The 14,698-nt window shown below is 53.9% G+C and carries 9 protein-coding genes; 4 read left to right on the top strand and 5 right to left on the bottom strand.

Annotation, left to right across the window (positions count from 1 at the left end; translation table 11 throughout):
• Positions 1-20: 20 nt before the first annotated feature.
• Complete coding sequence (coaE, locus tag RID21_RS00545) at positions 21-668, bottom strand: dephospho-CoA kinase (RefSeq protein ID WP_350186672.1); 648 nt, start codon at positions 666-668, stop codon at positions 21-23.
• A gap of 315 nt (positions 669-983) precedes the next feature.
• Positions 984-3,680 (bottom strand): DNA polymerase I, encoded by a 2,697-nt coding sequence (gene polA, locus RID21_RS00540; RefSeq protein ID WP_350186671.1) that lies wholly within the window; start codon positions 3,678-3,680, stop codon positions 984-986.
• Positions 3,681-4,199: 519 nt separating this feature from the next.
• On the opposite strand from polA, the gene RID21_RS00535 reads away from it, so the two are divergent.
• The gene (locus RID21_RS00535; RefSeq protein WP_350186670.1) at positions 4,200-5,699 is read left to right on the top strand and encodes a coiled-coil domain-containing protein; all 1,500 of its coding nucleotides are present in this window, start codon (positions 4,200-4,202) and stop codon (positions 5,697-5,699) included.
• A gap of 77 nt (positions 5,700-5,776) precedes the next feature.
• Here RID21_RS00535 and RID21_RS00530 read toward each other — a convergent pair whose 3' ends face one another.
• On the bottom strand, positions 5,777-7,540 hold the full coding sequence (locus tag RID21_RS00530) for a DEAD/DEAH box helicase (RefSeq protein ID WP_350186669.1): 1,764 nt from the start codon (positions 7,538-7,540) through the stop codon (positions 5,777-5,779).
• 510 nt (positions 7,541-8,050) lie between these two features.
• On the opposite strand from RID21_RS00530, the gene RID21_RS00525 reads away from it, so the two are divergent.
• Together RID21_RS00525 and RID21_RS00520 are read left to right on the top strand one after the other, a co-directional pair.
• Positions 8,051-10,105, top strand: coding sequence for a prolyl oligopeptidase family serine peptidase (locus RID21_RS00525; RefSeq protein ID WP_350186667.1), 2,055 nt, complete (start codon positions 8,051-8,053; stop codon positions 10,103-10,105).
• A 122-nt stretch (positions 10,106-10,227) separates the two neighbouring features.
• The gene (locus RID21_RS00520) at positions 10,228-11,589 is read left to right on the top strand and encodes a sulfatase-like hydrolase/transferase (protein WP_350186666.1); all 1,362 of its coding nucleotides are present in this window, start codon (positions 10,228-10,230) and stop codon (positions 11,587-11,589) included.
• Between the two features lie 9 nt (positions 11,590-11,598).
• Here RID21_RS00520 and RID21_RS00515 read toward each other — a convergent pair whose 3' ends face one another.
• Together RID21_RS00515 and trpD are read right to left on the bottom strand one after the other, a co-directional pair.
• Positions 11,599-12,066: a DUF2203 domain-containing protein gene (locus tag RID21_RS00515; protein WP_350186664.1), complete on the bottom strand. Its 468-nt coding sequence runs from the start codon at positions 12,064-12,066 to the stop codon at positions 11,599-11,601.
• 156 nt (positions 12,067-12,222) lie between these two features.
• Positions 12,223-13,254: an anthranilate phosphoribosyltransferase gene (gene trpD, locus RID21_RS00510; protein WP_350186663.1), complete on the bottom strand. Its 1,032-nt coding sequence runs from the start codon at positions 13,252-13,254 to the stop codon at positions 12,223-12,225.
• Between the two features lie 287 nt (positions 13,255-13,541).
• Here trpD and RID21_RS00505 point away from each other — a divergent pair, with 287 nt between their 5' ends.
• Complete coding sequence (locus RID21_RS00505) at positions 13,542-14,687, top strand: YfgM family protein (protein ID WP_350186662.1); 1,146 nt, start codon at positions 13,542-13,544, stop codon at positions 14,685-14,687.
• Positions 14,688-14,698: the final 11 nt, after the last annotated feature.

The raw sequence follows: 14,698 nt of genomic DNA, 5'->3' as shown, positions 1-14,698 counted from the left end.
GTGAATGGGATATCCTCAAATCATTGAATTGTCTCTTTTTCTGTTGGCAGTATTGAATCGATGAATCTGGATAATTGAAGACCTGCTGATTCCAGGTCCTGATCATTGTGAATCACGCTGGTTGCCAGTTTACGCTTTTCTGAGAGAGGCAACTGTTGATTCTCCCGTTTGGTTAATTCTGCTGCTGACCACCCTCGATTCTCAGTCACTCTGTGCAGGCGTTGCTCAAAGGGACACTCAATAAAAACGATGTGATCACACAGCTTTTGCCATCCCGCTTCCAGAATCACGGCGGCGTCTACCAGGATGGCATCTACCTGTCCTTCAGACCGGGCTGCCACAATTTCCTGTTCCAACCTCCGATGAATCTCGGGATGGACGATCTTTTCAAGTGCGTCTAATGCTTCCTGGTGTTGCTTTGTTTCTCCAAAAACGAGTCTGGCGAGTTCTTTACGTATTATTATCCCCTGTTCATTGAACACCACAGACCCGAAACGGGCTCGTATTTTCTGTTGAACTTCGGGGAAATCAAGTACTTCGTGTCCGATCTTGTCGGCATCGATGACTCTGATCGGTCGAAATGAATTTACTGTTTTGGCTACTGCACTTTTACCTGATCCGATTCCTCCAATCAGAGAAATCGTAGGGATGACTTTATGACAAGACACAAGGTGGTTGTGCTAACTTGCAATGGTGGAAAATGGTTTTCTTACACATTCCTTTGCAACAGAAACGTACCACACAGGAGGCTTATGATTGCTGAATCCCTTAGCAACAGGTAGATGAGACACATAGGCGTGCATTAATATCGTTACCAATACCTGACTGGTTGTCAACAAAAAAAAGGAAAGTTCACTGTTTTCAGCTTAAAATTTATCCTTTCTTTACAAGACTGTTGAACTGCCGGATCAGCCCTTTTTGATGGGTGACAGTTTGTCGGCTCCACGATCCGGAAAATGCTGGATTTTGCGAAGAATCAAGCCTCAGTCAATTCCCAGAGACGTCTGTTCCAGCCAGTTCAGTCCGGACGACATATCGACGATCAGAGGCACCTCCAGATCCATGGCTGATTCCATCTCGCACTGTACAATTTCTCCCAGTGATTCCAGTTCGCCCACCGGAACTTCGAAGACCAGTTCGTCATGAATCTGCATCAGCATCCGGCCGGGATGTGCTTCGTCTTTGAGTCGCTGGCTGACGTTGATCATTGCCTGCTTGATCAGGTCGGCGGCTGATCCCTGAATGACGGTATTGATGGCGGTCCGTTCGGGCATATTCAACTGTTTCTGGACGCCGCCCCGCACGCCCTGGATCTCACGTTTTCTGCCACAGATGGTCGTGACGTAATTTTTACTGGCACAATCCTCCAGAATCTGGTCCAGGAATTCCCGGACACCCTGGTAACGATCAAAGTAATCGTCGATGAAGCCGGCTGCTTCGTTCTGAGGGATGCCGATCGCTTCGGAGAGACCGAAGGGACTCTGACCGTAAATCACACCGAAGTTCACTGCTTTGGCGGTCCGCCGCATGTCACTGTCGACGTCATCCAGGGTGACGCGGAAGATGTCGGCGGCAACCGCGGTATGAATGTCGGCTCCTTCCCGGAAGGCCTGGCTGAGGGCCTCGTCCTGACTGAGATGAGCCAGCACGCGGAGTTCGATCTGCGAATAGTCCGCACAGAGCAGCCGCCAGGTTTCGTCCTGAGGAATGAAAGCTTTGCGTATCAGGCGCCCTTCCGGTGTGCGAATCGGGATGTTCTGCAGATTCGGGTCACTGGAACTCAGACGACCGGTGGCGGCGACCACCTGGTTGAAGCTCGCGTGAATGCGTCCGGTTTCCGGATTGACCAGCCCGGGCAGGGCATCGAGGTAGGTACTCTTCAACTTGGAGAGGTGCCGGTGTTCGGTGATTTTCGCAGGCAGCTCGTGTAACGGAGCCAGCTTCTCCAATACGCTCTGATCGGTACTGGGGCCGGTTTTGGTTTTCTTGACGACGGGCAGATTCAGTTCTTCGAACAGCACCGTGCGGAGCTGCAGCGGAGAGGCGATGTTGAATTCATGGCCGGCCAGTGAATGGATCTCTTCGATGAGTGTCATCAGTCGTTCGTCCAGCGCCTGGCTCTGCTGCTTGAGTTCATCGATGTCGACGCGGATGCCGGTGAATTCCATCTCGGCGAGGATCGGAATCAGCGGACGTTCCAGGTCCCAGTACAGGTCCCACAGGTTGTGTTGCTGCAGTTCATCCTTGAGAATCCGGGAGAGTTGCCAGGCGATCTCAGCATCTTCGACCGCGTATTCAGCGACCTTGTTGATCTCGACTTCGAACATCTTTTTCTGCTGTTTTCCAGAGCCAATCAGTTCCGAAATGGGAATCATGGTGTGCTGCAGATAGCGTTCGGACAGCTTGTCCAGGCTGTGTCCCCGTTCGCCTGCATTGAGCAGGTAGGAAGCGACCATCGGATCGATACTGACGCCCTGCAGAAAGACGCCGGCCCGCATCAGCACGACCATATCGTACTTGATGTTCTGATTCGTAATCTGAATCTCGGGGTCTTCCAGCAGTGGTTTGAGCTGGCTGAGCACCAGTTGAGGATCGAGGGCCGGCTGCCCCGGAGGGCCTTCGACGGGAATGTAATAGCCGCTGTGCTTTTCCCAGCTGATGGCCCAGCCGACGATTTCAGCTTCGGCCGGTTTCAGTCCGGTGGTTTCCAGGTCGACGCAGAATTCATCCTGTTCCTTGAGCAGTGCCACGAATTTCTCGAAGGCGGCTTCAGTGTCGACGGTCTCCCGGATGCGTTCCTGGGGCTCGACTTCCTCTGGTTTGGTGAAGTCTTCTTTCATCTCCTCGGCGAAGCGACGGAAGCCGAAATCCATGAACAGCTCGTGCAGTCGTTCCCGGTCGGGATGTGTCAGGCGGGAGGCTTCCCAGTCAACGCTGAGGTCCAGGTTCTGATTCAGTGTTACCAGCTCGCGGGACATGCGGGCCTGGTCGGCGAATTCTTTCAGGTTCTGCTGCAGTTTGGGGCCTTTGGCTTTATCTGCATTGGCGAGCACCTCTTCCAGGGAGCCGAACTGCTCGATCAGGGTTTGTGCCTTCTTGGGACCGACGAGGGGGACACCTGGGATATTGTCGACGCTGTCTCCCACGAGTGACTGGAAATCGATAACCTGATCCGGTCGCACGCCCCAGTCGTCTTCGACGGCCTGGGCGTCCATGAACTTGTTTTTACGAATGTTGTAGAGTCGTACGGCTTCATTAATCAGCTGGCGGGCATCCTTGTCGTTGGTGACGATCACCGTATCGAGGCCTTTTTCCCGGGCCTGGCGGGCGATTGTGGCAAAAACGTCATCAGCTTCCCAACCCGGACATTCGATAATCGGAACCTGAAATCCCCGCACGACATCCATGATGTGCGGAATCTGGGGCCGGAGGTCTTCCGGCATCTCGGTGCGATTCGCTTTATATTCGGGATACACATCATTCCGGGTGCCCGGTCCGCTGGAATCCATGGCGAAGATCAGGTAGTCGGGGGCCTGGCTCTTGATGATGTTCAGAATGTCCCGCGTAATGCCAAAGATGGCATTGGTCGGTTGACCCGCAGGACTGGTCATGGCCGGCACAGCATGAAAAACCTGAAATACCAGAGAAAACGTATCAATGATGTAAAGTGTTTCTTTCATAAAGATTTAGCTTTACCTGAAATTTTGAAATGAGATAGCCGAAACTGGAAACATGAGGAGATTTTACGGGCCCGGCATGAGGACCTGCTGTTCGCGAATCTGCAGGAAATCGACTCGTGAGAGTCTCATTATTGGGGAGACAGTCGCGAATCGCCATGTACAGGCGGGCCGAAGTCGGAACTCAATGAAATCTTTTGTCAGTCAGACTGCGGGAACGCAGTTTACTGATACTTTGTGTAGCCTGGCAGGTGGGGCAAGCCTGCCGGTATATCGGAAACTGTTTATCGACAGAGGGGGGAGGTTCAGAGAAGCTGCTTGACACTGCTATTCCTGAACTTAGAATGATAGATAGCAGGACGCTGTTCTTCAGAATTCTCAGAACCACCTCTTCTGGTCTTCCTGCAGGTTGTCATGGCAGACGGCCGGGCATTGCTGAAGATAGTTTGACATATCGACCATCACCGCCACGGTGCTTCGTTAACCACGATTGTCACTTGAAAATCCTTAAGGTTAGAAAAAATGGCTGCCAGTAAACCAACTGCTGTTCACTTCTCATTAATCTTTTTCGTCATGCTCACACTGATCTGTGGCGTGATGGCTTACCTGAACTATAAAGATCTGGCAGAAGCCAACGCCAAGCTGAATCAGGCTGAGTCAAACGCTCGTACCAGCGATGCCGCAGTACGCAAGCTGGACGAAGAACTGCAGGCTTTGAAAAAGCTGATCGGGAACGAGCAGGATGAAATCGGCCTTGATAACAAAACTCCGAACACCGTCATTGGTGCGACCGAGCAGGATATCAAGACCCATGCTGACGTTCTGGCAGAGCCCACGATTAAAAACACCCTGATCAAGCTCTCCACTCAGCTCAACCAGACCAAGAATCAGCTGGCACAGGAACAGGCCGACAAAAACAAACTCGAAGCCCAGTTCCTGGCTCTCAAAGGTGAGCTGGATAAAGTTGTTGACCAGCACCGGACTGCCCGCGACGGAGCAGAAAAGGATCTGGCTGACACTCAGAAAGTCAAAGAAGAAGAAGTTTCCGCCAAAGATCAGCAGATCGCTGCCCTGCAGAAGGAAAACGAAGAAATCCTGATCGAGCTGGACCAGTTGCGTGAAACCAACGCGAAAACAATTAAAGACCTCGAAAACAAAAACAATACCTACGCCAGCCTGATTGATACCCTGCGTAGCCGATTGACTGAAGTTCAAAAGGTCAGCTTTGAAAAACCGGATGGCGTAATTCGAACTGTTGATAACAGCACTGGCGTGGTCTGGATCAACCTGGGTGAGGCAGACCGTCTGCCCAAGCAGATGACATTCAGCGTCTATCGTAAAGCCCACCAGGGAATCGGTCGTGGTGAAGAAGACATCATTGGTGCCATCGAAGTCACCAAGATCCTCGGACCACACCTCTCTGAAGCACGCATTGTTTCTGATGACATCTACCAGCCAATCAGCCCCGGCGATCCGATTTACACACCGCTCTGGGGTGTCGGTCGTCCTGAAACCTTCGCAATTTCAGGTATCATCGACCTGGATGGTGATGGCAAGTCCGATATGGATCTGCTGCAGCGGATCATCGAGAATGCGAACGCCAAGATCGATAACATCGTGACCGAAAATGGCGAGCGGACCGGTAACGGCCTGACCGTACACACCAAGTTCCTCGTGATTGGTGAGTCTCCCGATGTGGATTCTGCCAAGACCGATGAACAGCGCGACAAGATGCAGCAGGTTCTCGCGAAGATGAAAGAAATTCGTGAAGAAGCCCGTCTGAAAGCAGTCCGCGTGATCGGTATCAACGACTTCCTGAGCTACATCGGTTACAAGCCACAGCGTCGCCTGCATACTCCCGGTTCTGGGATTGCCTCTCCGATCAAAGCGGGAGCCAAGAAAACCGGCGTGAGTGCCAGTTCTTCAGGACAGGTTTCCGGAGTCTTCACCCGCAGCAAACGATTGAAGCAGCAGACCTCTTCCGGTCAGACTTCGAATGTCTTTGGTGGAGCCGGCAAATAAACGGCTGACACACTGATCTCAAAATAAAAAACCGCTGTCCCGATTACTCAGGACAGCGGTTTTTTTGTATCCACAGCTTAGGCTTTCTGTTGCTTGTGTTTCAGTTTGCCTTTGAAACGTTTCTTCTTACCGGCGAAGGTTTCGGGTGATTCCCAGCGGGAGATCCGTAACTGCTGACCAGCCACCCAGACGTTCTTCAAAGCACGGAAGATATTCCGGGGCATCCCTTCGGGAAGATCGACCGTACTGAATTCATCAAAGATATTGATGCGGCCGATGTACTGGCTATCCAGGTTGGCTTCGTTAGCGATGGCACCAACGATGTTGCCTGGTTTGACGCCATGGTTGTGACCCACCTGCAGCTTGTAGCGTTCCATACCCTCTTCCGGTGAATCGCTGAATTCCCGTTTGCGAGGGCGCTCCGGACGGTCTTTGTCTTTGTTGAAACGACGTTCGCCTTGAGGTGGTTTGTGACCTTCGGTCTCGCGCGGTTTGCGTGTTTCCTGCCGGGTTGTTTCCTGAAGAAACAGAGGGCGTTTGCCCTGATGCAGGCAGGCCAGGGCAGCGGCGATTTCGATTTCCGAACAGCTGGTGTCAGCCTGGTGTTCGCTGAGCAGCTTGCGGAACATGTCAAAATCGGGAGCACTCATAGCGCTGGTGATGGATTCCTTGAAACGAGCGGTGCGACGTTCATTGATCGCCTCGATCGTGGGCAGGTCCATGCGTTCCAGTTTATGTTTGATGGCCCGTTCAATGTTGGACAGCGAGCGGGTTTCACGCGGGGAAACGAAAGTGATCGCGTGGCCGGTTCGGCCGGCACGTCCCGTTCGTCCGATGCGGTGCACGTAGGCTTCAGAGTCCCCTGGCAGATCGTAGTTGATCACGTGGCTGATACGGTCTACATCCAGTCCGCGGGCAGCGACATCGGTAGCGATGACAATGTTGACATGGCCGGCTTTCAGTCTGCCGACAGTGAGTTCACGCTGCCTTTGAGGGATATCACCATTCAATGGAGCCGACAGGAAGCCGCGGGCTTCCAGTTTTTCAGCCAGCTCAGTGGTGATGCTCTTGGTACGGACAAAGATGATCACGCCATCAGTTTCTTCCACTTCCAGGATGCGGGTCAGAGCATCCATTTTGTGGTGCCCTTTCGCGAGCCAGAATCGCTGATGAATTGTATCGGCGGTACGAGTTTTGACTTTAACGGTAATCTCTTCCGGCGACTGCAGGTAGTTGACTGCGATGCGACGGATGGCATCGGGCATCGTGGCGGAAAAGAGTGTGGTCTGATGGTTCTCGGGGGTCTGTTCCAGAATCCATTCCACGTCGTCAATGAAGCCCATACGCAGCATTTCGTCTGCTTCATCGAGCACAAGACAGCGGAGCTGGTCCATTTTCAGAGTACCACGACGCATGTGGTCCATGACGCGTCCGGGGGTTCCCACTACGACATGCACGCCCCGTTTCAGGGGTTGCAGCTGGTCGCGGAAGCTGGCGCCTCCGTAGATGGGGAGTACCTGCAGCCCCTGCAGTTCTGAACCGTAATCTTTGAACGACTCAGAGACCTGGATCGCCAGTTCCCGGGTCGGAGCCAGCACCAGAACCTGGGGAGCTTTGACTTCCAGGTCGATATTTGAGAGCAGGGGGAGTGCGAACGCGGCTGTTTTGCCGGTTCCCGTCTGTGCCTGACCTACCAGGTCACGACCCTCCAGCAGATGCGGGATCGTCTGTGCCTGAATCGGGGTGGGTGTCTGGTAGCCCAGCGTCTCAAGTGCAGCGAGAATGGGTTGTGCAAGCGCAAAATCAGTGAATTTTGTCTGCTCAGAGACATCAGTTGACATATAATCAGCCTTTTGACGCACCTTCATCCCGCAGGTGAGGCATGCGTCGCGTAAAAAAGAACATGGTGTGAGAGTCGATCCCTATCGACTCAGGGGGCATGAACAGACGACGGTCTGGACAGCGCTCTCCTCGAAGCTCTGCTTCGTATCACCCCACTGCTACGGTCAGAAGCGAAACCCCTGTCTCAGGATTTCGGCAAAATGTAGCAAAAACAACACGAAAAGAGGGCAAACAGCCGGCTCTTTATGAAAGAGATTCTGGAGATCAGCTCAGAGCGGGTCGGTCACCGTACCGGTAGACGGACCATCTGGCTCCTCATCGGAGTGGAATTGTATCAGCGGTCTCCGCTAAATACAGCCCCTGAATCGGGATTTTCAGAGAATATCTCATTTCAGAGGTCCGTTGCCGAAAAAGCTGACAAATCGAACCAGATGACTTAAGTCAGGCTCAAGTAATCCTCTACAATAGTTCTCAAACCGAACAGTGCCGTTATTTCAGGAGCAAGCAGGATGGATGCAGCAGAAAATTCCGATCAGCAGGATTCAGAGCATAAGGATGAACAGTCGCTGCTCTGGCTGGAAGAAATTGAGGGGGAGCAGGCCCTGGACTGGGTGAAGCGACAGAATGCCGAGACCCTGCAGGTGCTGACCAGCGATCCCCGTTATCAGCAGTATGAACGGGAAGCCCTGGAAATTCTGACTGCCGCCGACCGGATTACTTACGGGACCCTGCGGGGAGATTTCGTCTATAACTTCTGGCGCGATCCGCAGCACGTGCGGGGAATCTGGCGTCGCATGCCCCGGGAGCAGTACCAGCAGAAATCGAAAGAGTGGGAACTGCTGCTCGACGTGGATCAGCTGGCCAAAGAAGAAGCGGAAAACTGGATCTACAAAGGCGTCGACTGTTTGGCTCCGGATCACGACCGCTGCCTGGTGGAACTGGCACCGGGCGGAACGGATTCGGCCGTCTATCGTGAATTCGATCTTCCTTCGCGGTCGTTCGTGCAGGGGGGCTTTTCTGTGCCGCAGGCGAAGAGTAATCTCTGCTGGGAAGACCGCGATCATCTGCTGATTGCAACCGACTGGGGTCCAGGCAGCCTGAACTCATCCGGTTATGCCCGCATTCTGAAACGCTGGCAGCGGGGGACGCCACTCTCGGCAGCGGAGACCATGCTGGAAACGGGCGAAGACGAGACCTTAGTGTACCCCGTCAATCTGAAACACAACGGCCGACAGAGCTGTGTCGTAATGCGGGGGCATGATTTTTATCACTTTACCTTTTACCTGGTGACTGCGGAGGGAACACTGCAGCAGCTGCCGCTGCCACAGAAATGCAGTCTGTCGAGCCTGTTCCAGGATCAGTTGCTGGTGGAACTGAAAGAGGACTGGCGCGACTTCTCAGCGGGAGCCCTGGTGAGTTTCTCCCTGTCCGAGTTTGCCAGGACGGGGGAGATTGCAGACATCTTGTCCGTATATGATCCTGGCCAGAGTGGAACGATTTCTCAGGTCCGCTCTGCGCGGGATGCGGTTTATGTGACCGGAATCGAACATGTTTCGAGTCAGATCCGCGAATTCAAACTTGCAGACAACGCCTGGCAGGGGCGCGTGCTTCCCTGGGGAGAGGGAGATGTAATCTCCATCAGTTCTTCTGACAGCAGCAGTAATGATCTCCTGATGTCACGCGACGGTTTTCTGCAGCCGGGCAGCCTGTATTATGTCAACTTTCAGGAGGGGACCGAGACACTGCTGCAATCGACGCCGGCCCGCTTTGATACGAAAGGTCTGACGGTGAAAAAGTCATTTGCCGTCAGTCGCGACGGAACGAAAGTCCCGTATTTCCTGGTGCACCGTGAAGAGATCCCGCTGGATCATTCCACGCCCGTCTTACAGTACGGCTATGGTGGTTTCGAAATTTCGATCCTGCCGCACTACAGTCCGTTGATGGGAAAACTCTGGCTGGAGAAGGGGGGCGCGTATGTGCTGGCCAACATTCGCGGCGGTGGGGAATACGGTCCCCGCTGGCACGAAGCGGCACTGCAGGAGAACCGGCAGCGCGCCTATGATGACTTTTTCGCGGTTGCCGAAGCGGTACAGCATCAGGGAGTAAGTTCGCCGAAACATTATGGAGCGATGGGTCGGAGTAACGGCGGACTCTTGATGGGAGTGACGCTGACACAACGCCCGGATCTGTTCAATGCCATCGTCTGCGGTGTACCGCTGCTGGATATGAAGCGTTTCAATAAGCTGCTGGCAGGCGCCAGTTGGATGGCGGAGTACGGAAATCCCGATCTTCCCGAGCAGTGGGAGTTCATCAGCCAGTATTCGCCGCTGCAGAATCTGAAGCCGGGGCAGTCATATCCCCGGGTTTACTTCTTTACTTCGACCAAGGACGACCGCGTGCATCCCGGGCATGCGCGAAAGATGGCGGCCCGCATGGATCAACTGGGGTATGACTATTTTTATTATGAGAATATCGAAGGGGGCCACAAAGGGACGGCGAACCAGCAGCAGGAGGCAATGCACAGCGCCCTGGAATATCTGTATCTGATCCGGCAGCTCAGTTAACGGCCCTCGATTGACAGGCGGCGCTTAACATGTTGTGATGGAACCGGGGCCTGGCACAGGTCTCAGCGCTACGCAAAGTTACCGAGCTAACCACCTGTTGAGAGTGATCTGGAGAAGCCGTGATGATTCGCCGTCTGTTCTGTCTGTTGAGTTTCTGTTTTATAGGTCTGTGTCTAACGTCGCATCCGGTGGCAGCGCAGCAGGATAAACAGCAGCGGCCCAATATCCTGTTGATCACAGCGGACAATCTGGGTTACGGTGATCTGGGCTGCTATGGAAACAAGGTCATGCAGACTCCCCGCCTGGATCAACTGGCGCGGGAAGGGGCGCGGCTGACCGATTTTTATACGGCTTCCCCCACCTGTACGGTTTCGCGGGCGACGCTGCTCACGGGCCGCTATCCGCAGCGGATCGGCCTGAATCACCAGTTGAGTGCAGATGAAAATTATGCAGATGGCCTGCGACAGAGTGAGCGGCTGATTCCGCAGTATCTCAAGCCGCAAGGATACCGGACGGCCTGCTTCGGCAAATGGAATGTCGGTTTTTCCAAAGGCAGCCGACCGACAGAGCGGGGCTTTGACGAGTTCTTTGGATTCGCAGCCGGGAACATCGACTATTATCACCACTACTACGCCGGGCGGCACGATCTGTGGCGTGGTGTCAATGAAGTCTTTGAGAAAGGCTATTCTACGGAGCTGTTTGCCGATGAGGCGTGTCGTTTCATCACTGAGAATCAAAAGCGTCCGTTTTTCATCTATCTGCCTTTTAATGCACCGCATTTTCCCAGCAAACGCAACAAGCAACCGGGACAAGGCAATGAATGGCAGGCGCCGGACAGTGCCTTTGCTGCCTATGGCTATTCACCCGAGACCAAAGACCCCCGGAAACGCTATCGCGCCGTTGTAACTGCCCTGGACACGGCAATCGGCCGCGTGCTGGATCAGCTGGACACCTGCGGATTGCGGGACAATACATTGGTGATCTGGTATTCGGACAACGGTGCCTTCATGCTCAAGGACCGCGGACTGGAAGTCGCTTCCAACAAACCCCTGCGAGACGGCGGCGTCACTTTATGGGAGGGGGGCATCCGCGTGCCGGCGATCGTGCGTTATCCCGGTCGCATTGAAGCAGGCTCTGTTAACAGCAGTCCGCTGATCAGCCTGGACATCCTGCCGACCCTGATAGCGGTCTCCGGAGGAGAGCGCCCTGCAGATCGAACGCTGGATGGAACGAATATGCTGCCGGTACTGGAGCATCCGGAAGTGGCAGAGCCGCGGACGTTCTTTTTCCAGTACCGGAAATACGCAGCAGTGCGGCATGCAAATTATAAACTGTTGCGGACGAATCCCGACAAGCCCTTCATGCTGTTTGATCTGGATCAGGACCTGAGCGAGACAACCGACCTCGCAGACCAGAAGCCGAAGATTGCTAAACAGATGAAAGCAGCGTACGCAGCGTGGGAACAACGGGTGCAGGCTGAGTAAGCATTGAGCTTACATCAGCATGTCGTTGTGGTCATCGTTGTCGATGGACTCTTCGAGCAGCGAACGGCGATCTGAGTAGGTTTCGTCGAGGGAGTGCCAGTGGCCGACTTCCTCTTCACCCAGTCTCCAGCAGAGGTAAACTTCTTTGCCTTCGCGGAGGGTCGGGAAGTTGACGACACCCAGAGCAGGATCTTCCAGCTCAACACCCAGTTCGAGCAGTTCGTCTTCGTAGGTTTTCAGCTGCTCTTTATCGTTCTCGATATCCAGCTCAGCCTGCAGCAGCTCTTCGCTGTAGACGGAGTCTTCATCGCGCGTGGTGGAGCCGGGGAGATGCTTGATCTCTTCGATCCGTTCCTGGCGGTCATGCAGATTTTCGTACAGCGCGATAATGTCTTTGACGATGGCCCGTACGAGCGGTAAACGGAGATTGGCCTCATCCGGATTGAAAATCAGTTTGCGTTGTGCTTCAGCATTCATAATGGTGAGACCTTTATTTTTGCCAGAAACCACTGAACATGGTCTCTGGTCGGGGTGACATTGTTTTGAGGAATTATAAGAGTCAGTCCAGATTCGGCAAGTCAACCTGACGAAAGCATTCGTTTTTTATTAGACCCGCGTGGAATTTCGTCTTATTTATTCTCCTCCTCTACTACTGCTAAAGTCGATGAGTTGTTGGAGTTTTTCGCGTACTTTTCCCTCATCGATCAGTTGAGCGACCTTTTGAACAGCCTGCATCAGATCGGAAGCCTGTTCAGCAGCCAGTAAAGCAGCTGAAGCATTGGCGACGACCATGTTACGGGCCGGGCCCTGTTCACCATTCAGGATCTCGCGGATGATATTGGCACTTTGCTCGGAGGATTCGACTGTCAACTGACTTACGTCGCATTCGGGTAACCCGAAGTCGGCAGCCGTCCATTCGAAGCGATTCAGGTTGGACCCCGTCACTTCGAAAACGGTCGTTTTTCCCCAGAGGCTGACCTCATCCAGTTCTCCGTTGCCACAGACAACCAATGCATGTTTTCGACCTAATTTTAACAGGGCTTGAGCAATTTTTTCCGCAGCCTCTACCGAATTGGCCCCCAGCAACTGGTACTCGGCGCTGGCCGGATTCGTTAAAGGCCCCAGGTAATTGAAGATGGTGCGAATGCCGAGTTCCCTCCGGACCGGGGCAACATATTTCATCGCGGAATGGAGCAGGGGCGCGAAGCAGAACCCAATGCCGGTCGTCTCCAGACACTGGCCGATTTGTTCAGGTGTCAGGTCGAGTCGGACGCCGAGTGCTTCGAGGACATCTGACGACCCGCTGGAACTGGAGACGCTGCGGTTGCCATGCTTGGCGACAGGGATACCGGCTGCAGCCGCGACCAGGGCGACTGTCGTGCTGATGTTGAAGGTGTGCAGCTGATCGCCGCCGGTGCCACAGGTATCCAGCAGGCCTTGCCTGTTCGTGGGGATCGCAAGCGCCTTGGCGTGCATCGCCTGGGCGGCGCCGACGAGTTCGTCTGACGTTTCGCCTTTCATGCGGAGTGCTGTGAGCAACGCGGCAATCTGGGCATCGCTGCATTCTCCCTGCATGATCGAGGAGATGACCTGGCGGGTCGCTTCACTCTCCAGATTCTCTCCCTCGAGCAGTCGATTCAGAGTCTGGCTGAGAATTAAAGACATACGAGAAGTTCCTGGGGCTCAAAAGTAGTCAATCTGATTCGTACGGGAATTATATCACAGGCAAGACTCAGATTCAGCCAAGACACGAAGGGAATGCAGGAAGTTCGTTTGAATTGGCTGACAGGCAGCATTCCGTGATTGGGGCTTCCCAGGGAAATTTGTCTGCATACTTGTTGGTGCGGGAAGGAAACTGGTACAATCGCAGGCACTTGACTCTACTCAACGACGCGATCTCCAGGCAGCGGAGATTGCTGATTCAGAACAATTTTGAAAGTCGGGAGATTCTCATGCAGCGAAGTCGTTTTCTTTTCTGCTGTTTGTGTCTGTTCAGCGTACTGAGCAGCGTGCGGGCGGATGATGTGGAACAACAGATCGCCAGAATCAAACAGGTTCAAAAAGAGGGGCAGGGAAATCAGGCTGCCTCCCAGGCGGTTCAATCGCTTTCCCAGGCAGATGCGTCGGCACTGATTCCGATTCTGTCCAGTTTCAAGGGGGCGAATCCTCTGGCGGTCAACTGGCTGTGCGGGGCATTTGAAGCAGTCGCGTCGAACGCGATTCAGCAGGGCAAGCTGCCCAAAGCGGAACTCGAAAAGTTCATTCTGGACAAATCCAACAATCCCCGGGCACGACGACTGGCTTACGAAACGCTCATCAAAGTAGACGCGAGTGCCAGCGAACGCATCATTCCCGGGATGATCAACGACCCGAGTGTGACACTCAGACGCGATGCCGTGCAGCGACTGATTGATCAGGCAAAGAAACTGGAAAAAGACGGCAAGAAAGACGCAGCCAAACAGGCCTACGAGCAGGCGCTGAGCGGCGCGACCGATGACGACCAGGTGAAAGCGATTGTCAAACCGCTGCGAGGCCTGGGCGAGAAGATCGATCTGCAGAAGCACTTTGGCTTCCTGTCGGACTGGAAGATCATCGGCCCCTTCGATAACCGGGAACTGAAGGGATACGATACGGCCTACCCACCCGAGAAAAATCTGGACTTCTCCTCGGCCCTGAAAGGCAAGGAAGGGGAAGTGAACTGGAAGTCGGTGAATACAGAAGACGATTACGGCATCTTCGACATCGCGAAAGAGATTTCTCCCTACAAAGGGGCCGTGATGTATTGTGCGGCTGACTTCTATAGCCCGGGGGAACAGGAACTGGAGATTCGCCTGGGAACTCCCAATGCCTGGAAAATCTGGGTGAATGGCAAGTTGCTGTTTGCCCGCAATGAATATCACCGCGGGATGATCATGGATCAATACAGTGTGCCCGTGACATTCAAACCGGGGAAAAATGTGATTCTGCTGAAACTCTGTCAAAACGAGCAGACCGAAAGCTGGGCACAACGCTACCAGTTCCAATTACGCATCGCCCGTCCTTCCGGGACTGGTGTACTTTCCGAAAAACCAGAGGCAACGACGCAGTTAACGCCGTAACTGTCGATCTG

Origin of the sequence: Gimesia sp., from assembly GCF_040219335.1 — a bacterium.
Lineage (GTDB): Bacteria > Planctomycetota > Planctomycetia > Planctomycetales > Planctomycetaceae > Gimesia.
This window is presented reverse-complemented; position numbering and strand designations above follow the sequence as displayed.